The sequence below is a fragment of the Conexibacter sp. S30A1 genome (assembly GCF_023330665.1).
GTDB lineage: Bacteria > Actinomycetota > Thermoleophilia > Solirubrobacterales > Solirubrobacteraceae > Palsa-465.
The window spans coordinates 3057264-3080574 of the sequence record NZ_CP097127.1 but is presented as its reverse complement, the minus strand read 5'-3'; the positions used below and the strand labels follow the sequence as shown (position 1 = coordinate 3080574).

Annotated in this window: 28 protein-coding genes; 11 read left to right on the top strand and 17 right to left on the bottom strand. The window is 67.7% G+C overall.

What is annotated here, in order from left to right; translation table 11 throughout:
* Positions 1 to 101 precede the first annotated feature (101 nt).
* From M3M54_RS14785 to M3M54_RS14755, 7 genes are all read right to left on the bottom strand, one after another.
* Positions 102 to 1592 (bottom strand): site-specific integrase, encoded by a 1491-nt coding sequence (locus M3M54_RS14785; RefSeq protein ID WP_249019796.1) that lies wholly within the window; start codon positions 1590 to 1592, stop codon positions 102 to 104.
* Positions 1585 to 1932 (bottom strand): hypothetical protein, encoded by a 348-nt coding sequence (locus M3M54_RS14780; protein ID WP_249019795.1) that lies wholly within the window; start codon positions 1930 to 1932, stop codon positions 1585 to 1587. The genes M3M54_RS14785 and M3M54_RS14780 overlap by 8 nt, the downstream gene beginning before the upstream one ends.
* Entirely contained in the window at positions 1929 to 2897 is a 969-nt protein-coding gene (locus tag M3M54_RS14775) for a hypothetical protein (RefSeq protein WP_249019794.1), read from the bottom strand. The genes M3M54_RS14780 and M3M54_RS14775 overlap by 4 nt, the downstream gene beginning before the upstream one ends.
* Positions 2894 to 3346: a hypothetical protein gene (locus M3M54_RS14770; RefSeq protein WP_249019793.1), complete on the bottom strand. Its 453-nt coding sequence runs from the start codon at positions 3344 to 3346 to the stop codon at positions 2894 to 2896. The genes M3M54_RS14775 and M3M54_RS14770 overlap by 4 nt, the downstream gene beginning before the upstream one ends.
* Entirely contained in the window at positions 3333 to 3680 is a 348-nt protein-coding gene (locus M3M54_RS14765; RefSeq protein ID WP_249019792.1) for a hypothetical protein, read from the bottom strand. Before M3M54_RS14765 ends, M3M54_RS14770 begins: the two co-directional genes overlap by 14 nt.
* Positions 3681 to 3965: 285 nt before the next feature.
* Positions 3966 to 5219 carry an ISL3 family transposase gene (locus M3M54_RS14760; RefSeq protein WP_249019742.1) on the bottom strand — a complete coding sequence of 418 codons (1254 nt, stop codon included), beginning with the start codon at positions 5217 to 5219 and terminating at the stop codon, positions 3966 to 3968.
* Positions 5220 to 5295: 76 nt separating this feature from the next.
* Complete coding sequence (locus tag M3M54_RS14755) at positions 5296 to 5511, bottom strand: single-stranded DNA-binding protein (RefSeq protein ID WP_249019791.1); 216 nt, start codon at positions 5509 to 5511, stop codon at positions 5296 to 5298.
* Between the two features lie 276 nt (positions 5512 to 5787).
* Here M3M54_RS14755 and M3M54_RS14750 point away from each other — a divergent pair, with 276 nt between their 5' ends.
* Positions 5788 to 5982, top strand: a complete 195-nt coding sequence (locus tag M3M54_RS14750) for a hypothetical protein (RefSeq protein ID WP_249019790.1) — start codon at positions 5788 to 5790, stop codon at positions 5980 to 5982.
* On the opposite strand, the gene M3M54_RS14745 is transcribed toward M3M54_RS14750, so the two are convergent.
* From M3M54_RS14745 to M3M54_RS14715, 7 genes are read right to left on the bottom strand one after another with little or no spacing between them, the layout of a single operon-like run.
* The gene (locus M3M54_RS14745) at positions 5957 to 6541 is read right to left on the bottom strand and encodes a hypothetical protein (protein WP_249019789.1); all 585 of its coding nucleotides are present in this window, start codon (positions 6539 to 6541) and stop codon (positions 5957 to 5959) included. The genes M3M54_RS14750 and M3M54_RS14745 overlap by 26 nt on opposite strands.
* Positions 6538 to 7152, bottom strand: coding sequence for a hypothetical protein (locus tag M3M54_RS14740; protein WP_249019788.1), 615 nt, complete (start codon positions 7150 to 7152; stop codon positions 6538 to 6540). The genes M3M54_RS14745 and M3M54_RS14740 overlap by 4 nt, the downstream gene beginning before the upstream one ends.
* Entirely contained in the window at positions 7152 to 8288 is a 1137-nt protein-coding gene (locus M3M54_RS14735; protein WP_249019787.1) for a hypothetical protein, read from the bottom strand. The genes M3M54_RS14740 and M3M54_RS14735 overlap by 1 nt, the downstream gene beginning before the upstream one ends.
* Positions 8285 to 10984 (bottom strand): VirB4 family type IV secretion system protein, encoded by a 2700-nt coding sequence (locus tag M3M54_RS14730; RefSeq protein ID WP_249019786.1) that lies wholly within the window; start codon positions 10982 to 10984, stop codon positions 8285 to 8287. The genes M3M54_RS14735 and M3M54_RS14730 overlap by 4 nt, the downstream gene beginning before the upstream one ends.
* The gene (locus M3M54_RS14725; RefSeq protein ID WP_249019785.1) at positions 10981 to 11349 is read right to left on the bottom strand and encodes a hypothetical protein; all 369 of its coding nucleotides are present in this window, start codon (positions 11347 to 11349) and stop codon (positions 10981 to 10983) included. The genes M3M54_RS14730 and M3M54_RS14725 overlap by 4 nt, the downstream gene beginning before the upstream one ends.
* Positions 11346 to 13193 (bottom strand): hypothetical protein, encoded by a 1848-nt coding sequence (locus tag M3M54_RS14720; protein WP_249019784.1) that lies wholly within the window; start codon positions 13191 to 13193, stop codon positions 11346 to 11348. The genes M3M54_RS14725 and M3M54_RS14720 overlap by 4 nt, the downstream gene beginning before the upstream one ends.
* A gap of 17 nt (positions 13194 to 13210) precedes the next feature.
* On the bottom strand, positions 13211 to 13522 hold the full coding sequence (locus tag M3M54_RS14715; protein WP_249019783.1) for a hypothetical protein: 312 nt from the start codon (positions 13520 to 13522) through the stop codon (positions 13211 to 13213).
* 336 nt (positions 13523 to 13858) lie between these two features.
* On the opposite strand from M3M54_RS14715, the gene M3M54_RS14710 reads away from it, so the two are divergent.
* The 6 genes from M3M54_RS14710 to M3M54_RS14685 all read left to right on the top strand — a co-directional run bounded on the left by M3M54_RS14710 (position 13859) and on the right by M3M54_RS14685 (position 17409).
* Positions 13859 to 14230, top strand: coding sequence for a hypothetical protein (locus M3M54_RS14710; protein WP_249019782.1), 372 nt, complete (start codon positions 13859 to 13861; stop codon positions 14228 to 14230).
* 33 nt (positions 14231 to 14263) lie between these two features.
* Positions 14264 to 14839, top strand: coding sequence for a MauE/DoxX family redox-associated membrane protein (locus M3M54_RS14705; RefSeq protein WP_249019781.1), 576 nt, complete (start codon positions 14264 to 14266; stop codon positions 14837 to 14839).
* Complete coding sequence (locus M3M54_RS14700) at positions 14839 to 15438, top strand: hypothetical protein (RefSeq protein WP_249019780.1); 600 nt, start codon at positions 14839 to 14841, stop codon at positions 15436 to 15438. Before M3M54_RS14705 ends, M3M54_RS14700 begins: the two co-directional genes overlap by 1 nt.
* Positions 15439 to 15527: 89 nt before the next feature.
* Positions 15528 to 16076, top strand: a complete 549-nt coding sequence (locus tag M3M54_RS14695) for a SigE family RNA polymerase sigma factor (RefSeq protein ID WP_249019779.1) — start codon at positions 15528 to 15530, stop codon at positions 16074 to 16076.
* Positions 16070 to 16747 (top strand): hypothetical protein, encoded by a 678-nt coding sequence (locus tag M3M54_RS14690; protein WP_249019778.1) that lies wholly within the window; start codon positions 16070 to 16072, stop codon positions 16745 to 16747. Before M3M54_RS14695 ends, M3M54_RS14690 begins: the two co-directional genes overlap by 7 nt.
* Positions 16744 to 17409, top strand: coding sequence for a hypothetical protein (locus M3M54_RS14685; protein ID WP_249019777.1), 666 nt, complete (start codon positions 16744 to 16746; stop codon positions 17407 to 17409). Before M3M54_RS14690 ends, M3M54_RS14685 begins: the two co-directional genes overlap by 4 nt.
* Positions 17410 to 17753: 344 nt before the next feature.
* Here the strand turns inward: M3M54_RS14685 and M3M54_RS14680 are convergent, their stop codons facing one another.
* Positions 17754 to 17924, bottom strand: a complete 171-nt coding sequence (locus M3M54_RS14680; protein WP_249021786.1) for a hypothetical protein — start codon at positions 17922 to 17924, stop codon at positions 17754 to 17756.
* Positions 17921 to 18181: a hypothetical protein gene (locus M3M54_RS14675; protein WP_249019776.1), complete on the bottom strand. Its 261-nt coding sequence runs from the start codon at positions 18179 to 18181 to the stop codon at positions 17921 to 17923. Before M3M54_RS14675 ends, M3M54_RS14680 begins: the two co-directional genes overlap by 4 nt.
* A gap of 583 nt (positions 18182 to 18764) precedes the next feature.
* Here M3M54_RS14675 and M3M54_RS14670 point away from each other — a divergent pair.
* The 4 genes from M3M54_RS14670 to M3M54_RS17090 all read left to right on the top strand — a co-directional run bounded on the left by M3M54_RS14670 (position 18765) and on the right by M3M54_RS17090 (position 22055).
* Positions 18765 to 20072 (top strand): IS256 family transposase, encoded by a 1308-nt coding sequence (locus M3M54_RS14670; RefSeq protein ID WP_249019775.1) that lies wholly within the window; start codon positions 18765 to 18767, stop codon positions 20070 to 20072.
* Between the two features lie 392 nt (positions 20073 to 20464).
* Positions 20465 to 21070, top strand: a complete 606-nt coding sequence (locus M3M54_RS14665; RefSeq protein WP_249019774.1) for a hypothetical protein — start codon at positions 20465 to 20467, stop codon at positions 21068 to 21070.
* 273 nt (positions 21071 to 21343) lie between these two features.
* Positions 21344 to 21850 (top strand): hypothetical protein, encoded by a 507-nt coding sequence (locus M3M54_RS14660; protein ID WP_249019773.1) that lies wholly within the window; start codon positions 21344 to 21346, stop codon positions 21848 to 21850.
* Positions 21792 to 22055, top strand: a complete 264-nt coding sequence (locus M3M54_RS17090) for a YdeI/OmpD-associated family protein (protein WP_371878600.1) — start codon at positions 21792 to 21794, stop codon at positions 22053 to 22055. Before M3M54_RS14660 ends, M3M54_RS17090 begins: the two co-directional genes overlap by 59 nt.
* Here the strand turns inward: M3M54_RS17090 and M3M54_RS14655 are convergent.
* Positions 22048 to 23295 carry a hypothetical protein gene (locus tag M3M54_RS14655; protein WP_249019772.1) on the bottom strand — a complete coding sequence of 416 codons (1248 nt, stop codon included), beginning with the start codon at positions 23293 to 23295 and terminating at the stop codon, positions 22048 to 22050. The genes M3M54_RS17090 and M3M54_RS14655 overlap by 8 nt on opposite strands.
* Between the last annotated feature and the right edge of the window lie 16 nt (positions 23296 to 23311).

The following is a 23311-nucleotide window of genomic DNA, read 5'->3' as shown; positions in this document are numbered from 1 at the left end:
AGCCTCTAATTGGGCCAGTAAATGCCGGAATCGGCTTTTACTGGCCCAATTGACCAGACAACCGGGCGCATTCTGGACGCTGACTCGGGGTCCGGAGACGCTCATAGCGCTGGCTCCAGACGTCTGTGCAGCCGCGCACGAGCCGCCGCGCTCGCGGCCAGCTCGCCCGGTCGGGCCTCGGCCAGATAGGCGTCGAGCAGCTCGCGGATCTCGGGGTCGACGCTGCGATGGCTCTGCTGCGTGTAGATCTCGAGCGTCGTCTTCCAGTCGGCGTGCCCGACCTGGCTTTGCACGAACACGAGGTCCTTGCCGGCCTGGAAGGAGAGCGTCACGAAGGTTCGGCGGAACGTGTGCGGCGTTATCCGCTTGGGCAGGGGCGCGAGTCCATGTTCGCTGCGTAGATCGTTGGCGATGGCGACGATGTGCCGCAGCCGCCGACCGAGGTTGTGCCGGTCGCCGTGCCCGCCACCACGGACAGGGAAGACGGGATCATCGACCAGCGGTGCCTGCGCGAGCGATTCGCGGTACAGGCTCACTTCCTCACGGACGAACGGTGACATCTGGATCTCTCGCACGCCGGCCGGAGTCTTCGCGTCATCAAGAATGATCCGCCCGTGCGTCTGATCGACCCCGGTCCAAGCGAGCTCGGTGTGTTCACCGGCGCGCGTGCCCGTCAGTGACAGCAGCACGATCATCGCTCGGCGCCGGCGCGGCGCATCGCGCTTGGGCTTGATCCGCGAGCGGTAGATCGCGGTCGCCTCCGAGCAGCCCATCGCCTCGCCGACCTGCGCCCAGGTCTTGCCCTGCGCGCGCAGCTCGCGAGCGGTCCGCGCGTGTCTGAGGCTCGTTGGCGTTACGCCTTGGTCGACGAGATCGGCCGCTTGGATGAGGCTCAACACCTCGTCGGCTTCGAGGTGGTTGCGCGGTGGCCGGGGCGGCGTCTTCATGCGCAGCCCTGAGCGCCCCTTGGCGGGGTTGCGGTCGATCAGATAGTGCTCGCTCTCAACCGCGCGATCGAGGATCTGTCCGAGCAGGCGCACTGACTGGTTGATCGTTTGCGGGCCGAACGGACGTTTTGGTCGGCCTTGGCGGTCGATGAGTTTGAGGTTGTTGGCCTGGGCGAGCTTGAGCTGCTCGGACTCGGCGCGCAAGCGGTCGCGCCATTGCCTGACCGTCTCGTACGTGATCTCACTGAGACGGTGGTCTTTGAAGGTGGGCAGGATGTAGCGGCTGAGCACGTGGCCGTAGCCCGCGCGTGTGCTGTCGTCGAGGTCCGCCCCGTGCTGCTCCAGCCAGACGGTCGCGAACTCGTGAAAGATCGGGTCGTGTTCCTCAGCGTCGAGCTCCGGAGCCGGCGGCTGCCAGGTGCCGGCACTGATCGCTGCGACTGTCTCAGCCAGCTTCAGGTCGGCGAGCGCTCGGTTCCAGCCCTCGAGCTCGCTGCCGAGCCTGACGCTGATCCGCTCGCCGCGCCAGCGAACCCGCAGCGAGTAGGTGACGATCCCCGACTTCGCCTGGTGCTCACGGACCTGGCCGGTCTGCTGTGGCCCCCGTCCCGGGGTCTTCGTGACTTGTCGGGAGCGGCTAGCCATCGTAGACCGGGTGTAGGTGCTTGCGGCGCGTGCGCCGAGGCATTGCTTGAAGGGCGGCGGTGGTGGCGAGATCAGGCCGGCCCAGCGGGCTCATTGCAGCGGCCACGCGCTTTGCTTCAAACCGCAGCGGTGCGCGCTGGCTGGGGCCGAGCTTCACCCCACCGAGCCTCGCGGCGTTCTCGTACACCCAGGCCCGACTGACCTGAAACGTGGCGCAGACGTCCTCGACCGTCAGCATCGCCGGTGTGGCGGGCTTGACGTGCGCCAGCTTCAGCGCCAGCAGGTCGGCGAGCCGGTCCAGCTGCTCGTCGCTCAGCGTCAGAGCATCGTCGGCGTTCATCGCAGGATCTCCTTCCCGAGGCGTGGGTGGTCGAGCAGCAGGTCGGTGAGGTCGTAGCCGTCGCGGCGGTCCGGTGCGATGTCCAACACTCGTGCGGCCGCAAGTCCGTGGAGGTCCTGGGCGATGCGTTCTGCGGCGCGGCGTCCTTCCGGGTCGCAGTCCATGATGATCGTAACCTCGCGTCCGGTGAAGAGGGGCGCCCATTCGGGTCGCCACGTTTCCGCGCCGGGGACGGCGATCGCGGGTATGTCGCGGGAGCGGGCGGCGATCATGTCGGGTTCGCCCTCGACGAGCAGTATCTCCGTGGAGGGCTCGGCGGCGGGGTGTGGGAGCAACGCGCGGCGTGACCCGGGGGCGGCCAGCATTTTCGCTTGCCCGTGCTTCGGCCAGGGCTGGTAGCGCAGCAGTCCCACGAGCCGGCGGTCACGGTCACGAACGGGGATCGTGACGCGCCCGGCGTCGCAGCCGAGTCCGAGCTCGTGCATGGTGCTGTACAGCCAGCCGCGACCGCGGGTGAGTTTGGCGATCAGCTGCGTCTGCTCGGTGAGCGCTGCCTGCCAGTGCCGCACGTCGAGTTCGGTGATGGCGAGCCTCGGTCGGTGCGCTCGCTGCTCAGCCGGATTCGCGCGTCGGGCGGGTGACCTTCCCGCCGCGGCGCGAGCGTTCAGGGGCTTGGCACGCCGCTCGATCAGGCCGTGGCTGACCATCAGGTCGATCGCGGCCCGTGCGGTGTAGCCGCGGGCTGTGGCTGCGTCGTAGGCACCGCCGGCCGCGCCGCAGCCGTGACAGTGCCAGGCGCCGTGTTGGAGGTTGATGCTGCAGGAGGGGTCACGGTCGCCGTGATGGTGGGCGTCGGGGTCGGCAAAACAGCTGACCGACGCGTTGGTGCCCGCCCACACCGGGATGCTGATCCCGAGCGCGTGGTAGTAGCCGCGGATGTCAGCGCCGGCAAGCGTCTGGGTCATCGCACACCCCGGTTGGTGATGGTGAGCGTCGGCGCGGTGCGCTTGTAGAGATGGCAGGCGTTGACCCAGCGGCGGAAATGGAAGTGGCCGAACTCGGACGGGAACCCGGGTCCTGAATGCCTGAGATCCCAGAAGTGCGCGGCCCAGCGGATCGCGGCCTCCTCGCCCGGGGACCACCAGCGCTGCGGCTGGTCCAGTTCGTCGACGGCCGCCTGCAGCGAGCGTTCGGCCAGCACGCAGCCGCCGAGCTGCAACCAGACCGGCTCGCAGCCGGTGAGCAGGTAGACGCCGGCCTGCCACTCACCCATCTCATCCGGATGGAGCGTCGAGGCCTCGGCGAAGCTCAGATCACAGGCACGGAGCTGGTCAAGCCAGACGCTGAACCGCCGCGCCTGGGCGCTGGCCTGCACGGTGTGTACGTGAACCGGGTGGTCCTCATGCGGCGGCACGGTGCTCACGCCTTTCAGAGAGGTGGATGACGTTGTCGCCCTGGCACTGGGAGGGCTCGGCCCACTCGGGTGTGCGCATCACGATCCAGGCGAACTCGCCGCCGAGCCGCGGGACCTGGCCTGGTCGCCGCGAGCTCCATTCCGTCAGCTGCGAGAGGCTGAGCTGTCCGGCCCACATCGCCTCGATCCGCTCCGGGACGCTCATCGCCCACAGCGCCGCGATCTCCGCCGGGTCTTCGCGGACCGTCAGCTCAAGCGGCAGCTCGGCCTCGGTCCGGCGGCTCGGGCAGGCCGCATGCTGGACGTCGATGGTGGTAGTTGTGTGCTGTTGCATGTCGCTCTCCTGGTTGAGGGTGGCCGTCTGGCGGGACGCCCCGGCACGGGCGTCCCGCCCAGCCGCCGCGGTTACGCGGCCGCCTGCGCCGGCTCCTGGTCGCCCTCGACGTCGGCGTGGCGGTCCTGCGGCTTTGAGCCGTACTCGAGGTCAACGCCGTGCACCTCGAGCGTGACGCCGGGCTCGCCGTTGTTGCGCTTGTAGGACCGGATCTCCGGCCGGCCGCTGAACGCGACCGCCTGGCCCTTGACCAGGTATTTCAGGGTCTTGTGACGTTTTCGTGGGTTATTTGACCCGGTCTGGGAGTGGTGGGCAGAGCCCGGATAGTGTGAGCATCGCGAGCGCGATCAGCGCGTCGGCTGAGTGAAAGCCGAACGCTCGTCTGGTGATCAGCCTGATCTGGGTGTTGATCTGTTCCACGCGGGCGTTGGAGAGCCCGAGGCGGATGGCAGCGAGGATCCCGTCGCGTTGGGCTGTGATCGTTCTGGCGAGCTTCGTGAACGCCGGCAGCCGGCAGCGTCTGGCCCAGGCCAGCCATGCGTCCAGCAGCGCCTCGGCTTCCTCGTAGGTTGCGGACCGGTAGATCTGGCGCAGCTGTTCCTTGAGCAGGTAGGCGCGGTACAGCGGCCCGTTGAGCTTTCCGATCACCGCGAGCTTCTGGGCTTGGCGGTCGGTGAGATTCTCCGGGTTCTTCCACACACAGAACCGGGCGCCCTTGAGGTCCTTGGCGAGCGTCAGGTTCTTCTCGCGTCTGGCTTCGCGCCACAGCTCACGGCGGACCTCGTCAAGCGCGTCGGTTGCTAACCCGATCACGTGGAACGGGTCCACGCAACGCTGCGCGTCAGGGACCGCTTCAGCGACCGCGGAGCTGATCCATGAGGCCATGTCACAGGACACAGATTCGATCTCTTTGCAGCGCTCTTGGCCGAGCGCATCAAAGAACGAGAGCACCGTCTGGCGGTCGCGGCCAGGGGCGGCCCACACCAGCCGGCCGCTGTGATGATCAACGACGACGGTGAGGTATCTCTGACCGCGTCTGTAGCTGATCTCGTCGATCCCGATGCTCGTAAGCCCCGACAGCAGATCGACCTTCAAGCGGGCTTCGCCACAGACCCGCTCAAGGATGCTCCCAACAGTCCGCCAGGAGCAACGCATCAGCTCAGCGACAGCCTTCTTGGAGCAGTTCACCGCCAGCCAGCAGCACTGATCCTCAAACGCACGGGTGAACCTGGAGTCGTGCCTGGCCCACGGCACCCGGGCGACCACCACCCCGTGCTTGCTACAGCACACCCGCGGGGCGTCAGCCTCGATCCAGCACAGCGACGTGCCGAGGTCCAGCGCCCGCCAACGCCGTCGCCCGCCGCCACGATCAAAGCGCCCCGCACGCCGGCCACAGATCCCACAACGACCCCGCTCCCGCCAGCCCGGCCGGACCGCCACAACAACCTCCGTCCCCTCCCCAGCGTCGTTGACGTTGACCTCCTCGATCACCGTCCCGCGCAGCCCAAGCAGCCGCGCCCATACTCTGATGCTGCGCACGTCTCGTTCGCCTCCTAAGGAATCCAGCACTGAAGAAGCCGGAAACCCTAGAGCCAACGGGGCGTGCGCCCCGTTCTCAGCCGGTCACTACACCCACGAAAACGTCACAAGCGCCGTATTTCACGGCCGCCTCAGCCTGCGCCTCCCAGAGGACCAGGTCCACATACGCCGGGCCGTCGTCTGTCTTGCGTTGCTGGCAGGCGACCGACACGGTCGTAGCCGCCTTGCCTGAGGTGGTGTTACGCAGCTCGGGCGCGCGGGTGATGTTGCCGTTGCCGTTGATTGTGAGCATCTGGCCCCTCCTTGTGGGGGTCGGTGGTTGATGTAGCTCGGTCAGCGCCGGCCATAGAGCCGAGCGGAACCGAACGTGGTGAGGGGAAGGGAACGCGTGACCTTGAAGCGACCGGGGCGTTGCCGGCGCAAAATCCGTGGCGAAAGCAACCACCGGCACCCACAAGCGGCTCGTGTCCACACACGAGAACCAAGCGGCGCCGATCGAGCAAGCCGCGGGGTGTGCTGCCGATCGGGCTGGCGGGAGCCGATCCCGCGCAGCCAGCCTGAGCTTGAGATGTACGTGATCGTTGACAGCACCGGCAACCTCGTCGAGTCCTTCGACGACGAGCGGGAGGCCCGCGCGACGCTTGAGCAGATCGTCGGTGAGGCGCCGCAGGCGGCAGAGCACCTCGCGCTGGTGACCTACGACGAGCACGGCGAACCCGTCGGCGACGCGATCACGTTCAGCGCGCACGCCGCCACCCACTGAGCTGCCCGCCCGCAAGCGGGAGACGAGCCGCCGCCAGTCGTGCCGGTGTGTGTCTGCCGGCCGCATGGTGCGGGGTGCACCACGTCTCGAGGCCCGCGGCGCCGACCAGCAGCACTGCCGTGCTCGCGCCAATGACCGCGAGCTCGCGCACTGACGCCTGGCCGTGCCGGGCGGCCAGCCACGCGCTGGTAGCGACGGTCAGTGCAGCCCATTCCAGCGGGAGCTGCGGCAGGTACGGCACAAGCCGCTCCTGCCAGCGGCCGAGCGCGATCCCGACAGGGATCGTGCTGGCGGCGACCATGCCGGTGATGATCGCGTCGCCGCTGCGGCGCCCAAGGCGGCTTGCGGGGAACCGCAGTCCCGCCAGCAGAAACGGGACCGCGAGGACCCGCAGGTTGTGTTGAAGGATCCAGAGCGCGTCGGCGACGCTGCCGGCAAGTGCCGCGTGCGGCGCTGTGTCTCCAGCGAGCGTCGGGTCGATGAGCGCCATGAGCACACCCAGCACGGTGAGTCCGAGGACGGCGGTTGAGGCCAAGGCGATCCGGTGGCTCGCGGTCATGTGCGTGGCTCCCACTCTGAGACGACCCATCCGCCCGGGGTGTGGGTGAGTTGTGCGTAGGTGACGTGCAGCTGCGCAGGGAGCCCCTGGTAGTCACCCTGTCCGGTTGTCTTCTCGCTGGTGACGACCACCCACACCCCGGCCGCGGGGCCCTGGCCGGGCGCGATCGAGACAACCTGGCCGCTGTTGGCCACCTGGCTTCGCGCCAATGTCGCGTCGTGCTGGTAGCTCGCGGCCGCCTGCAGCGCCTGTGCGCGGGCGCCGGCGAGCGAGATCCCGGCAAGCCGCAGCTGGGTTTGTGCGACAGTGCCCGCACGCCAGTTGATGTAGATCCGCGCGTAGTGCTCGAGCGCCAGCCGCGGTGTCGGCTGGCCGGCACCCGCCGCGAGCGCCTTCCCGGCTCGTGCCGAAAGCCGGGGGATCGTGCCGCCACGCTCAGGGGTCGGGTCCGCGTCAGTGAAGGTTGTGGCGCTCGTGCTGCTTGTTCTCGCCGGTCGTGTGCGAGCCGGCGCGGCGGCACTGGTGCTGGCGTATGGGTTGGTGATCCCGCAGCCGGCGAGCGTCCCGGCGCTCAGAAGGGCAATCGCGAGCCGGTAGGCCGGGCGACGCATCAGAGGCCCTCTGGGTGGCGTTGCACGAACCCGCCGTTGCCGGCGGTCTGATCGCCGGCGTACTGCGCGGTGATGATCGAGGCTGGCTGCCACCGCGGGCCGCTGCCGGCCGGCGTGGTCGGCGCATAGTGCGCGGTGTCCATCACGACCCCGGCGACATCGATGAACGCGTGCGCACTGTTGGCGTAAACGGTGATCCACGCCCCTGGCCCCGGCCGACCGTATGTCTCCAGCTGCGTTGAGTCCTGTGGCCAGTCGCTAAACACACCCGCGCCATACAGGATGTAACTGGTGCTGCTTGAGCAGTCGTAGCTGTCGGCCAGGGTGGCCAGTGGCTGGCCGTGCCCACCCCCGTACAGGTAGGGCTTGTCGATCAGCTGGTTGCCGGCGGCGATCGCGTCCTTCACGGCGGCTGGAGCGTCCGCCGGGGCGGTCGCCTGACCGTCGGGGAGGATCTGTGCGCTCTGGCCCGCTGTCAGCGTCAGCTGCACGGTGTTGCTGGCGCACCCGCCACCCTGATTTGCGCTGGCCGGGGTCGGGAGCTGGTGGAGTGTCGCGGCGGTCCCGGAGGCTGGCGCCAGCTCGATCTCAACCGGGGTCTTCGTTATTCCGAGTTTTTCGGCGGCCGTGTGCCAGACGTCGATGCGGTAGGGGATCGTCTGGCCGGGTCCCTGGCCGTAGCCGACGTCACGCTTCACCAGCACCTGCTCGCGGACGCCGTTTGCGACACGGATCGAGGTGCCGTAAGGCAGGTTGCCCAGCGCGTTGGCGTCAGCGAACGTGAAAGCACCCGTGTTTGCCGGGTTGCTGTCAAGCAGCGAGAGCTCCGCGAAGCTGTCGGGGTAGGCGGGCAGATAGACGCCGCTCGCCGCGTACTCACCAGAGCCCGGATCGGACGGCCCGCCGTACTCGGTCGCACCGACCCGATACCAGCGGTCAGGCTGTAGCTCGAGTGGCTGGGCGAACATGCCGCCACCCGCGGTCGCGGCCGGCGTGGTGACCGTGTCGGGGCTGACGACCTGGCAGGGCGGGTTGCCGACGCCGGCCACTAGCACGACCGGCGCCAGCACGACCATGAACAGACCCGCGCCGGCGGCCGCCACCCAGCGGCCCGCGTGCCTGCGACGGCCGCTCATCGTGCCCCTCGGCTGGTCGTGTGGCGTTGGGTGTGCCAGTCGGGGTCGCAGAGCAGCGTGAGCGCCGCCCATGGATCCCCACCGCTGTCGCGCAGCGCGGCGTGGCGGGCAGGCTGGTCTGAGTCCGGGCTCGAGCTCGCGATCCAGTACTCCGGGTCGCTTGGCGCGACCCTGACCGCGCCACGGCCGCGCTTTGAGATCATGTACAGCGTCGAGTACGCGCCCTGCTGGCTCGGCAGCGCGAGGATCTCGCTGATGTCGGTGTCGGTCAGGCTGAGCGTGTCGCGCGCGGACTCGAGGTCCCGCAGCTCGTTTGGCAGACACAGCGCAACCGCATAGTTGCCCAAAAGCGCGCGGCCCTGTTCGCTGCGGAAGTCCGTGAAGAACTGGGTGATGAACGTCAGCCACAGGTCGTAGTGGCGGGCACGGCGCGCGTACTCGTTCAGCCACGCACCCGCAGCGGGGGAGGACAGCGGCTTCCAGCCCTCCTCGATGATCAGCTCCGCGCGCCCGGCCCACGGGCCGTGATCGGCAAGCTCACCGGCCACCTTGCACCGCCGCAGACGATGAACATGCCATTCGACGTAATCGGCGACAGCCAAAGTCAGCGCCGGCGCCAGGCGGTCAGACAGGCCGGTGAAATCAAACAGCACCAGTGGTGCGTCCTCCGCCACAGAGGTTTCGCGGTCGGCGATGTGCGCGAGCGTCCCGCCGCTCCCGTACGGGCCAAGGCGCAGCAGCAGCGATTGCAGCTTGTCGGCGTTTGCGCCGACAAGCTCACCGCTCGCGTGGCGCTTGCTGAGCGCGTCGATCAGCAGCTGCTCGCGTGGCCGCTGCCCGCTATCAGCGCAGCGCCGGTACACGGTGTTGATGGCCTCGCGGAGCATCGCTTCTTCGTCGGCGTCGAGTGTGCGGACCTGTCCTTCGGGGTCGTGCGCGTCGCCGATCAGCAGCGCGTGCATCGCCAGCAGAAACTCGATCTTCTGATCCGGGACGCTTGACAGATCGGGCACGTCCCACGGGCAGATCACATCACCGTGCGCGGTCCCGAGCTGCACCCGCCGCCCGCCCGGGATCAGCGACAGCAGCGTGTCGTAATGACCGCTCCCGCCGGTATTACCGCAATCGTCAGGGGTGGAGCTGCGGTCGGTGACATAAACCCGGCCGCCCTGAGCGATGAACCGAGCGGCCAGCAGGATGCTCGTGACCGTCTTGCCTCCCCCGCCCTTGCCGACGATCAACGTCAGCGTCGTCTGAAACTGCGGGTCATACGGGTCCAGGCGCTCGAGCGTGCCACCGGGGTCAGCGGTCCCGAGAATCAGCCCACCGGGGCAGCCGCACCGGCTCGAGGTCAAAGCGACACAGTGCGCGATGTTCCGTTGCGCGTAGCGCCGCCGTGCGCGAAGGGTGTCAACACCGAGCGGCAGCGTCGAGGTGAAGCCCTCAAGCGCAAGATGCCGTCCACGCACGACCCGGGCGTTGGTGAGCGCGTGAAAGTCCGCGCAGGTCTGCCGCACCGTCCGTCCGAACATCTCGGGGTCACCGCGAGGGTCACGGATCGCGCAGTAAATGCCGACCTGGTACACGGTCGCGCCGACCTCGGCGGCAAGCTCCGCGTCAACGATCGCGGCCTCCTCGAGTGCCTCTTCCTCATCGGAGCCGACCAGCCTTTCGTGACGGTCCTTGTAACGCACGGCGGCCCGCAGCCGCCGCCAGCGGCGGCGCTGGCGGTGCTTCTCGCGAGCCCGGACACCCACCTGAATGTGAACCGCCAATGTCGCCGGCAGCGGACATGTGAGCAGATGCGCAAGCCATGACGGATCGGTCGCAAGCGGCGGGGTTGCCAGATGGATGGTTTCCTCAAGCGTCCCATCGCTGTGTCGCAACCATGAGGGGTTCTCGCCGTAGTCAAGCTCCGCCCCGTCGGTGATCGCCTCGAGGATCCGGTGGCGGTCCTCCGCGGCCTCGGCCAGAGTGGTCGCGTCCGCAACCCGACACACCTGGGCGAGTCGGTTGAGTAGCTGCTCGTGATCTTCGACCTCGGCGGCGGGGTGCAGGCGCTCCCACAGCAGCGCCAGCGTCTCGGTGCCGCTGAGCGCCCAGGTCTCGATCCCGGCCCCGCGCAACCCCGCATCCACCTGATTGCGCAGCCGTAGGCTCTCCTGCGCCGCCTCGCGGTGCGTGTCCCACAACGTCTTACCGCGCGCCCCGGCGAGGATCGCTCGCAGCTGAACGCGAGCGTCATCGACCACGGGACGGTAAGGGACCGCGACCCACCATCTGGCGGCGACCGCCGGCTGCTCGGCCCCCGCGGCGGCGATCACCGTCTGCTGGGTCGCCGCCAAAAGCCGCTCGCGCGCGGACGCAAGCTCAGGGTGGCCGCTGGCGCGATCCTGGCCGGCGGCGACACGGGTGGCGTGCTCGTCCGAGGCCAGGGCTTCGTGAATCGGGACCGGGTCGGTTTGCGCGAGGATTATCAGGCTCTGGCGATCGGGGATGATGCGGCAGAGCGCCGCGTACGCCGCCTCGATCCGCGAGAGCCCGGAGGGTTCGGCGGTGATCGTGTTCGGCACCCGCTCGCACAGGATCAGCCGCACATAGCTGCCGTCGGTGGTGATGACCAAACCGTCCGGCTCGACCAGCGACACGGGCAAAAGCGCCGCGATCGACCCGATGCGAGACTCGCGCTTGATCACGCCAACACCTCCCCGAACCCCTCGAGCCCGCCTGGCGGGTCAGACTCCGGAGGCCGGCGGTCGAGGACCAGGCCACGCTTGTCCGGTACGTCCGGCAGCCGGTAGCGCCTCGCCGCACAGTGGTAGCGGACGATCGCTGCCAGTTGCCGGCCCGGGGAGAGCGCCTGCCCGGACACGCCGGCGATCACCATCCCACTGAACGCAAGGATCAGCACAACGAGCGTGATCGTCGCCCTGACACCCAGCGGAGAGACCCTGACCGCCCCGTAAAGCATCCCGGCAGCGATCCCAACGGCGATCCACGCGGGCCAGGTGAGACCCCAGTACCGCTCGCGATCGTTGAGCCTGCGCAAAGTCGGGGTCATCGCTTGCGCCGCTTCGGAAGCCTTAGGGAGCGGGGTGTCTTCGGCGCCGGTGTGGCGGGCCGTCGGCCAGCCACAGGCTTGCTCTCAGGCGGCGGGGCCGGGACCCTGGGAGGCGGGCTCACCGGACTCTGTGGAGCTGGCGGGCGACCCGAACCCGGGGGCGTTGACGGCCGCAACGCAGGATGAGCCGGAGTCTTTGGCGCGGCGGGCCGCGCTGCACTTCCGCTGGACCCAGGTAAGCGAGACGGGTTGTCGCCCTGCCGGGCCGGCCGTCGGCGTGACCGATCCCGGGTGCTTGTAGACGCCTGACCATCACCGGACAGGGCGCGGCCCCGCGAAGCTCCCTGCGGCGTGTCCGGGCCGGGCGCTGGCCGGGTGTGGTTCCCGCCAGGCGCGTTACCACGGCCTTTACCGGTGGCGGTCTGCTGTCGAGGTGAGCCGTTGGTGCCTGCGGCCGTCGTCCGGCGGGGCGTCGCGGTCCAGCTCGCAGTCCCCGCACGGGCCATCCTGACCGCGACCGCCCCGGCGCGAGAGCGACCCACCCGCACGCCCACGGACCCGGCCGCGCGCTGAGCGCCGGCGCGTGCGCCCGCCCCAGCGGTCCCGACCAGGCCGCGACGCCCAACATAGCCCGCGGCCCGGCCAGCGCTCACAAGCGCCCCGCCACCCGGCACGGCCGCGGCGAGCTCGCCGCCAGCGGCGGTGCTCGCCCGCGCTAGCCTTGACCCGTAGTCGCGTAGCGACTGCCCGGTCGTTCTCCCACGCACGGCTGCGCCACCGGCGCGAGTGGTGTTGTGAGAGTGCCCGAGCGTGAGCAGCCCCGCGAGCTGCAGCCGTAGCAGCGAGCCCGCTTCCCGCGCCAGCTTGAGACAGAACCACAGGCTCGCGAGCCCCGCCAGCGCAAGCATCAAGCCGCCCATCAGCGCCCCGAACGTGCTGTTGCCCGCGATCAGCGGTCCCGCGGTGCCTGCGTCACCGATCAGCAGCGCGCCCACAGCGAACACGGTCGCCCACCCAATCCCGAGCGCGAACAGCGCCACCACAGCACTCGACCACGCTCTCGCCAGCGCACCGCCAGCCCTGGTCGGGACCAGACCGATCATCAAAGGCCCCGTCGCGTACAACAGCGCGCCGAGCAGGATCAGCACGACCTTCAAGAAGATCAGGCCGAGCAGCTCCACCCCGATCGCCGCCATCAGCCCGAGGTCAATCAGCTGCCAGCCACCGAGCGCGACCCCGTCAACCGCGTACTCCATCAGCTTGTACAGCCCGCGGCTGACGTCCGGCAAAGTCAGGATCGCGCCTGTGATCTGGTCACACAGCGCCGCCGCCTGCGACCACCAGTACGGGTAGGACGCAACCACCGCGGCGACCGTCACGACCCGCACCACCGGGACGACGACCGGCTCTGACTCGCCGATCATCGCGCGAGAGGTCGCATACGTAATCGACAGCGGCGCGACCGCGACCCCGAGCCACATGAACAGATCACGCAGCGCGTTGATCCCACCGAACCCGAACTCCTGCCCGCCCCCCGGCGCCGCGACCGTCCCCGCGTAGTTCGGGACCGCGACGATCCACTCCATGATCTGAAGACCGTTACTGACCCAGGAGCGCGGGATCAGCAGCCTCACCAACGCGCCGATCGTCGTCAGCACGAACTTCGACGCGAGCCCGATCGTCCACGAGAACGCACCCAGAACCACGTGCCCGATCGTCCCGAAGATCGAACCAAAGATGCCCGCGCTGACCATCGGCAGATGCAAGCCCGCCGCCCAGGCCGGAGGCGGCGCGGCGAGCAGCACAGCAAACACGAGCAGGAACGCTTTGCGGGAGATGATCACAGCCGCGTCAAGACCGCTCAGGCAAGAACCGCGGGGATCACGATCAGGATCAGCATGATCCCCGCGATCACACGGAACAGATGATCAGGCGCGCGCTGGGAGCCGAACATCATCAAACCCGCGATCAGCATCAACACCAACCCGACCCCGGTCCCGATCAGCCACTCCCAATTGCTGGTCAGCGTCGCGACCAGCTGCACGATCACCGCCGCGCCCTTGGGCGCAACCCCCGTCAATCCCGCCGCCTTCAACGCAGCTAGACACCCCGCACTTGCGGCGCTGAACAACACCAAGCCAAACAGCCCGCCACCAGCCCGTCGCAACAACATCACTCCGGCTCCCTTCATCGCGTGTGAACAGCACAAACCAGAAGATATGATCTAGCGCTAGATTTGTCAAGCGCTATGAGCTTGGCTTTGGGTGCTACGTAACGCCTTCGAGTGGCCGGCCCGGCGGGACCCCGGGCCGCCGTCTCAGCGCCGGCGCGCCGCCGTCCCTCGATCAGAGTTCCGGCTCGCGGCCGGGCGGAGCTTGACCGCCCGGGTCCTCAGGCGTATGACTAACGCTGCAGGGAGCGAGTTCGCTGTGGGGCTGGCAGCTGCCTGGGTTGCCTGCGCGCGGTGAAACTGAAGAACGGGTTGACGGATCGATTGGAGGGGACAGGCATGTCCAGTCAGAAGCGCACACGACGCGAGGCTCTGCGAAGGTTCGGCTCAGCAGGGCTCCTGGCGACGGCTGGCGCGGGCGTATCGTCGCTCTTTGGGTCAGCGCCGGCGCGCGCCGACACCCCACCGCTCACGCAGCTGCCGGTGACGATGGTCCTAAACGCGATCCCTGCCGGTGCGCCCGCGGGCCTGCGCGAGGCGATCGAGGCGGGGTGCTGCATCACCTATACGCGCGATGAGCACAACTGCGGGCCGGATAGCTGCCCAAGCGGTGAGTGCTGCTACCACATCCAGAGCACCGACTGCGGCATCGACTACGTCACATGCCTGGCGGTCAGCTGCGCGGAGGGGAACTTCAGCACCGGCTGCTGAGCCCCCGGGACACACAACCCTACGGATAGTCCCTTGGTCTACCTGCTGTTAGCCGCCCGGTGGATCCTCGCGGTCGTGTTCACAGCCGCAGGGGTGGCGAAGCTCAACGCTACCGGTGGACCCGACGAGACCGAGCGGGCGATCACACGCTACCGGGCGCTACCGCACCGACTGGTGGGTCCGGCGGCGAGGGTACTGCCCTGGCTCGAGGTCACGCTCGCGGTGCTGCTCGCCGCCGGCGTGGCACTGAAACCGACCGCGGTCGTGGCAGCGACGCTCCTGGCCGCGTTCGCGCTTGCGATTGTGTGGCATGTCGCCCACGGCCGGCGGTTTGGTTGCGGTTGCGGGTCCGCCAAGCAGATCAGCGGGCCGCTGGCCGCCCGCGACATCCTGCTGGCCGGGCTGGCCGCCACGGTCGCGGCCGGCCCAAGCGGCGCCCTGGCCGCCTGGCCTACCTGGGGCAATGATCCGGCCTCGCCGTCGTGGCGGGCGCTGCTTGCGGTCCCGCTGACCGTGATCCTCGCGACGATAGGTCTGCGGCTCTACAACACAAGCCGCCCGACACGCGCGCCAAACACCACCCGACAGCACCCAACCGGGAGCGTGTGATGCCTCTTTCCTGGATCGTGCTGCTCGTCGCGCTCTGGACCGCCGTCATCGGTCTCTCAATGCTCGTGCTCGGCCTCAACTCCCGGATGACCGACCTCGAACGCCGCCTACCACACACACACCAGTTACCGACAACACTCACGGGCGGGCCGGCACCAGGCGCACCACCGCCACGCGTCACGGGCCACGAGCTGCTTGCCAGCCTGCCCAAGCGTCAGGCCGGCCGGGTCGTGCTTTTCCTGAGCTCGACCTGCGGGCCATGCCAGAAGCTCGCCGCCGAGCTAGCCGCAGCCCAGGACGGCCCACAGGTTGCGTCGCACACGCTCTCGAGGTTCGAGCTGATCGTGGTCTGCGACGCAGCCGGTGCCAGCGCGTTTGGCGCCCTCGTTGTCTCCATGCTGATCACGCAGAGAGCCAACGAGCTGACGTGTGCCTGGCGTGTTCCCGGCACACCATTTGCCGTCGCGGTCGACCACACCGGCCTGGTGCGTGCCGCCCGCCTCGTAAGCAACCTCGAGCAGCTGCGCGATCTGGCAGCTATCCTCAACGGCAGCCCGTTTCACGCAGTCGACCGAGCGGTCTCGGGCGCTGTGAGCTAACCGAACCGTCTGAACACCGGCCCCGGAAAAAGTTTTCTGCCTGTCCGGGAACCCGCGCGGGTCCGGTGGCGTTAATAGGGGTTGTGATCGTGGAGCGTCCCGAGATCGGTCCCCATGTTGCGGGTAGGCGTCTGTCCCAGGATGAGGAGTTCCGGCGGTTTGCCGCTGAGGCTCTGCCTGGCTTGTTGAAGGGCGCCTATCTGCTGGTTGGGGATGTGGATCTTGCCGAGGACGCGGTCCAGGGGACGCTGCTGCGCGTCTTCAAGAACTGGCATCACGCACGTGAGGCACCAAGGCCGTATAGCCGTGCGGTGTTGGTGAGCGTCTGCCGCGACCACTGGCGCCACAAGCGTCGGCGGCCCAGGGAGATCCTCACCGGCGGGGCTGTCAACGAGCCTCACGCCACGGCGTTCAGCGACGCGTTTGATCAGCGTGACGCGCTCGCGCAGGCTTTGCGGGAGCTCCCGCGCGTGCAGCGCGAGATCCTGGTGCTGCGCTTCTACCTCGACCTACCGGTCACAGACACCGCACGGCTGCTCGAGCTGCCGGAGGGGACCGTGAAATCAAACACCTCTCGTGGCCTTGAGCGGCTGCGCGCGCTCCTGTCCACACCAGCCAGCGAGGAGAACGCATGTTGAGCGAAGACCAGCTCGCCAAGGCGCTCACCGAACGCCTCGAGGATCTCGTCGCTGCGATCGATCCGACCGCGGCACTGCGCGAGCGGGTCCAGCAGATCCCCGGCCCGCCCCGTGGCCGGCTTGCTCGCCTGGCTGCGCGCACACACCGGCGGTTTCTGGCGATCTCGATCCCAGTTACCGCCGCCGCGGCCGCTGTGGTCGCGCTGCTTCTGGCGGCCGCAGCGCCGCCGTCGTTTGCTGTCACCCAGAGCACCGGCGGTGTGATCGTGGTCACGATCCGCCAGATCACCGGCCTGACCGGCGCACAGGCGAAGCTCCGGTCGCTGCACGCACCGGTGGCGATCGTGCCGATCACCAAAACCTGCCAAAGCCACCTGGCGCTCAGCTACATGGCGGTCGGTGCTGTATCGGCGGGCGCGACGATCCGGATCACACCCTCACAGATCCCCGCGAACACGACACTGGTGCTCGCCGCCAAGCAGATCCCCGACAGCCGGATTGAGATCGCGGTCGGGCGCGTCAGCGGCCCGCCACCCACCTGCGCAGCCCCCGGACAGACCGGCCCCGGGCTCACCAACACCACACCCACCCCCGCCACGACGCCCTCGACACCCACGACCGCGTCAACGCCAAACATCTCCGCAACCCCCGCCAGCCAGCAGACGCCATGACGATCACCCAGCGACCCGCACAAGCAAGCAGAAACCCGCCAGACGCCGGCCAACACTCTGGTGTGGTGCCGGCAGCCGCAGACACACGCGATGCTCTCACAGAGCGCCAAGCGGCCCGGGAGAGGACCACGCCCGTTGCATGGCTCGGCCACGCCAAACTGACAGCTGCGGAATGGCAGGCATGCGGCAGGCGACTCACCATCGTCGCAAACGCCACCAACTGGTGGCTCGGGGACTGGATCCGGTTCGGCAAACGCCACTACAACGACCACCACTACCAGCTCGCCGCCCACATCACCGGCCACGACCAACAGACGCTCGCGAACTACGCCTACGTCGCCGGCCGATACGAAACCTCCCGACGTCGGGAAAATCTCACCTGGAGCCACCACGCCCAACTAGCCGCCCTCACCATCGAAGACCAAGACCACTGGCTCGACCAAGCCATCACACTCAAACTCAGCGTAAGACAGTTACGCGACGCCGTGTGTAAAAAAAGTGCGAGGAAGACGCCGCGCTCGCTCGACGGCGCCAGGGTTGCACCCCAAATCACATTCACAGAGAGCGCCATACTCGTCGCATGCCATCACTGCGGGGGGGTGACTGAGTTCCCGCTTAGCCACCTGCCTAACGATCTTCCGCGACTATCGTATCGCCGGTGACCACCCGCCTCCAACGCGCAGCCCAACAGCGCATATCCGATACCTAGAAGGGCGCTGAGGAAGTGACTTTTCGCACGGCGCGGATCCTCGATAGGTGTCGCGCGGCAGGCTGGCGTCGGTGCTTGTCGCGTGCTCGTCGGCAGCCCGTTCGGACTGTCGAGCGCTGAGGCTCGGGCTCGGGCGCCGTTCTCGGCCGGTGGAGACGTTCCTGTGGCTCCTCACCACGGTCACCCACCCGCCAGCGCGAGTCGCTGACCGATCGGGTTGCGGTTCACCAACGCAGCAGCCCAACTGGCCTGCAACGTCGCCTTCTTGGTGCCGATGTACCTGCCTTTGCGAGCGCCCTAGCAGACCGTGAGCAGACCGAGCAATCGTTCGATCCTCGGACGGGTGTGTCGTAAATGCTTCGCGGTTTCGGCATCGGCGAGCGCATCGCGGGCGGCGACGATCAACTCTTCATGCTCACCGATCTGGATTTGGCGGCTCTCCCGCCCGGGGCAGCACCGCTCTTTCAGCGGGCAGGACCGGCACGCAGCCCGGGAGATCCTCGCGGTCCGTGCTGCATCTCCGGGTCGATCGTGGAGATGATCCGCCCCGGCCTGGTCCCGCGATGCAACCTCGGGACATCGTCATCATCGACATCGAAGTCCTGGCCGATCAACTCGCCACGTAGATCGTACGCCGCTTTCGCCGTCTCATCGCCCAGCAGCCCGTCAGCCTGCTCGACCGCCGAGAGCGCGCGCTGCGCGTCCTGCGCGACCCGGGTCAGCATCCGCTCCCGCTCGCTCTTCAGTCGCCATTGGCAATCCGGCTTGACCCCCGGCTGCGCGTCATCGAACTCCTGGGTGAGTCGCCGGGGGGAGTTGCACCCCCCCGGCGACTCACCCACAGGCAGGCCGGGGTTGACGGAGTGAAGGACGACGCTTCTATACGAGGCTTGTCGGGTGCTTGTGACGTTCGCGTCGGTGTAGTGACGGGCTGAGATGGAGGCGTACGCCCCGGTGTCTCTGGGGTTTCTGGCGTCTTGAATGCTGGAATCCTTAGGAGGCGAATGAGACGTGCGCCGGCGCCGGACACTCCACCAGATCCAGACGCAACTGCACCACCATCATGTTCGCCGACCCCATCATCGCGCCCGGCCAGGACAGCACCACTCGCGAGCACCCCGCGCCCGCCCCGCCGCAACGCAGCACCCCGTCCAGCACCCGCCGCAGCACCGCCAGCCCTCAGGTTCTGTCCGACGTTCTGTGTGAGGTCTGGGTCTGAGTAGCGGCTTGTGGCGGCCGCGGTTCGGTGAGGAGCCCCGAGGGGCGACGAGCCGGTCCGTGGCGGGCGCGGCCCGGAAAGGACCCCACATGACCAAGACAATGAAAAGTTCGTCCGTCACGATTGATCGGGTGCATAGCGCCCCTGAGCCTGATGAGCATGCGCTGGATCGGCTGGCTGGCCTGTTGCCCGCTGATGCGCTCGGGCGGGCGGTGAAGGGCCTGACTGCGGATGAGATCACCGGCTCGGGCGGGCTGCTCACGCAGCTGGCGGGCCGGGTGATCGACGCGGCGCTGGCCGGTGAGCTGACCGACCATCTGGGCTATGAGCCCGGGCAGGCGCCGCGTGGCGGCACCAGGAACATGCGCAACGGCTCGACCCCGAAAACTCTTGCGACCGATCTCGGGCCGGTCGAGGTGAACACCCCCAGGGACCGCAACGGCAGCTTCGAGCCGCAGCTGGTGGCCAAGCGCCAGACCCGTTTGGCAGGCTTGGACGCGAAGATCATCGACCTGTATGCCGGCGGCATGTCGGTGCGGGACATCCAGTCGCATCTGGAGCGCCTCTACGGCACCACGAGCATCGGGCGGGACACGATCAGCCGGATCATCGACGCCGTGATGGAGGTTGTCAAGGAGTGGCGCCACCGGCCGCTGGAGTCGGTCTACCCGATCGTCTACCTCGACGCCTTGGTGGTGAAGGTCCGCCAGGACCGCTCCGTCCAGAAACGCGTCTGTTATCTCGCGATGGGGGTCACCGTGGACGGAGACCGGGACGTGCTCGGCCTGTGGTGGCAGGAGAACGAGGGCGCGAAGTTCTGGCTGGCCGTGCTCAACGACCTACACCACCGCGGCGTCGCCGATGTGCTGATCGCGTGTGTCGACGCGCTGGCCGGGTTCCCCGAGGCGATCGAGGCCGTGTTCCCGAAAGCCTGGGTGCAGACATGTGTCGTTCACCAGATCCGCTCAAGCATGCGCTGCGTCGCCTACCAGGACCGCAAGCGCGTGGCCGCCGACCTGCGGCCCATCTACACCGCCCCCAACGCCGAGGCGGCCGAGGACGCGCTCGACGCGTTCGATGCGTTCGATGCCAAGTGGGGTGAGAAGTATCCGATGATCGCCGAGTCCTGGCGAGCCCGGTGGGACTACATCATCCCGTTCCTGTCACTACCAGCCGACCTCAGAAAGGCGGTTTACACAACGAACTCGATCGAAGGGCTCAACCGCCAGGTCCGCAAGGCGATCAAGACCCGTGGACACTTCCCCGACGAGGACGCCGCCACCAAGCTGATCTACCTCGCGATCATGCGCGCCGAGAGCAAATGGCGCAAGGCCTACAACTCGACAGGCGCGCTCCGCGGCCTCAAAATCCACTTCGGAGACCGACTCCCCGACTAACCACAATCAACAAGCAGCCCAGGCCTCACACACAGAAGCCCGGACAGTCTCGTCTTCCGGAGGATCACATGCTCTCGCACTCTCTCTTTCGTCCGGCTAGGCTTGCCGTAATCGCCGGGGTGTCAGTCGCGGTGGCTGCCGGCGCTGGCGTGACCCCGGTGTTTGCCGCCTCCAGGGCGAGGTCCGCTGCCGGTTACGCCGCTCCTAGCACTTCTGCGCCCCGAGTTGCGTTGGCCAAGGGGACCGGCAAAGGCGGGCACCAGACGCCGTCACCCTCGCCTGGTGTGGTGCCAGTGGGTGGCGGTGGCGGCTGTGGTTCGACGCTCACCGCCAACGAGGAGCTGATCAGCGGCGCTGAGTTGTGCTCCCCCGACGGCAGCTAAACGCTCGACATGCAGACCGACGGCAACCTAGTCGAGTACAACGCCTCCGGGCAGGCGCTGTGGGCAACCGACACCTCCGGCCACTCCGGCGCCGATCTGGTGATGCAAACCGACGGCAACCTCGTTGTGTACTCGTCCTCTGGCCAGGCGGTGTGGGCGAGTGGCACCTACGGGATCGGGGGCGGCACGACCTACCTGAGCATCCAGAACGACTCAAACGTCGTGCTCTATGACAGCTCCGGGGCGGTGTGGGCGGTCCGGGACTTCTCGCCGCAGACCTACGCGCAGGAGATCATGTTCCACTTCGGCTGGAGCCAAGCGCAATGGACTTACCTCGACGAGCTGTGGCAGCGTGAAAGTGGCTGGCAGTGGAATGTCTGCAACGGCGGTGGCACCTACCCAACCTGCGACTACACGGGTGTCGCTTACGGTATTCCTCAGGCCAACCCCGGCTCAAAGATGGGTTCCGTTTGGCCAGACTGGCCCACCGACCCGTTCACGCAGATCACTTGGGGGGAGCAATATATAGCCGGAACCTATGGCAACCCGGAAAATGCCTGGAATCACGAAGTCAACTACGGCTGGTATGCCGTCACAGCTTCAGCCCGTTCGTAGCAGGTCGGGCATCGCACTGACCAACGAAAGACGACTATGTCCGCGCATCAGATACGTTTACTCTCGCCCTCTCGGCTGGCAGCACGCATTCTCGGCATCGTCAGCGTGTTAGTCATAGCTGGCGTATCGGTAACGCCAAGCTATAGCCGGTCTCTGCACAGACGCCAGCTTCAGCTCGCACCTATGAGCAGGCCCGTCACTGCAGTCAACTGGATGACAGTTCATCTTCCTGGTGCCTCAGAAGTCGTGCCTGGCACACGACGTGCGTGCGACATGGCTCCTTACGTGGATAACCACAGCCATCGCGCAGCCGCCTACTATTTCGTCAGCCACAAGCAGGATTACGCGGTGGTCCCGGCTGCCTGCCGATCCTTAAATCAGGCACAAGTCAACTTCTTCCTCTTCTCCATGCGACCTGATAGGAAGCCGCAGTTGCGCGAGGTGATCTTCCAATCCGACGGCGCAGCATCGGGCCTTTTGACGCGCGCGGTTCCCACCGCGGCCGTAGCGGCTAGTCACCCGCACAGCTGGTCCGGGTGGTTCCAGTGGGCTGGGCCGAATGAAGTAGGCACGAAGGCGATCCCGGCGCGCACGGTCGGCGTCCAGATCAAAGGCTTTGAGCTGTCAATTCGCGGCCTAGTGATCCCGGTGGGTGGGCAGCCGCCGAGTCCGACCTACACCGACCACGGCACTGTCCTGGCCAGCTACATATTCGGCTGGCATGACGGTCTGTTTGACTTCGTCCGCGCGACGGCTGGGGTGGCGCCGGCCAAGGCATAAGGCGGCCAACTTCGCGAGTCCTTGCCGGCGCACCGCCGCGCTTCGATGTTTCCGCGTCACGGCGTTACGCCAGCTGCGGCCCCGCACCAGCCAGAGCCGTTACTCGATCATCTGGCGGATCAACCACGCCAAGCGCCCTGACACGCGCGCACGGCGCATCGCCAAGTACCTCGACATGATCCGGCGCGGGCAAGCAATCAGATAGCGCTGCCAGCGACGTGCTTCCACACTCCGGATGTGCGCCGCCACAGCGCGTACGCCGTTCTCACAAAGATCGATCGCTGAGCAAGCGAGAACTCGCCTGGAATCTGCCGATCGATCCTGGCGGGGGTCGCGGCGGTCCAGACACGCCCGCCGTCGGTCGTCTTCCAGAGCACATCGCTGCCGGGCATGATCAGCCACGCGGCCGCTCGCGTGGGGGCGGCTAGGTCTCCCGTCGTGCCCGTTTCGGGCAGATCGCCTGCGGCCGGTATGTCGTTTGAGCGGGCATGCACGCCCGGCGTGCTGGCGGAAACGAGCTTCCATGTGCGCGCGGAGCTGGAGGAGCGCCACACGAGCTTCGCCTGTGTGCCCGCTGATGGTTTGGCGCCACAGAACAACCACAAGGAGGTTGGTGAAGCCGCCTGAAGACGCTGCGTGAAGCCGAAGCTGCGTGCCCCGCGGTTTCGCTCGCACGGGTCGCTGCGCCTAATCCAGGTTGCTCCACCGTCGGTTGTCTCGACTATCCCCGCATCCGCGGCTTGCTCGGTGCCGAAGCCCTTCACCAGCGCGAAGCCCACGTTCGCGCTGGGGCGCGCAAGGTCAGCCTCCCACCCACGCAGAGCGGGCAGTGTAGAGCGATAGGTCCAGCTGCGCCCGCCGTTGGTTGAGTCGTAGAGCCACATCACCGCCACCGCGTTGACCGCTGACGGCGGCGACTGGGGTCCTGCCGCGAGCGCCCAGATGTCGCTGCCTCGCTGCGCGGCCGCAACCACAGCCTGGCCGAGGTACGCACGCCACCAACGCTTGCCCGCATCGGTGGTCACGACGATGCTCGAGCCTCCGCCGCTACCGCCATAGGCGTAGGCCTCGCTTGCACTCCTCACCGCCAGGTCGCCAACAGCGCTGGCGCCGTCGGCGACCGGCAGAAAGAGGGCCGGCCCGTCGATAAACCATCTACGGCCACCGTCGGTGGTCTTCAACGGGAACTCCGATCCCTGCGGGCCACCGAGCGCGTAGCCAACACGACCGGTCGCAAACGCGATGTTGTTCACCTCGCTGAGCGCGACAGTGGTTCCGGCCCGCGGCTCATTCGTTCTCGGCGCATACGAGACCACGCTCGCCCTTACCGTCGACGGGACGACCACGCCCGCATCGGCGCATCCGGCGGGACTCGCGCCAGCAGTAAGGAGCAGCCCGACGAGCAGACCACCGCGGAACGCACCGATCTTGAGTGGCTCCTCCACGTTGGGGGTGGGTCAG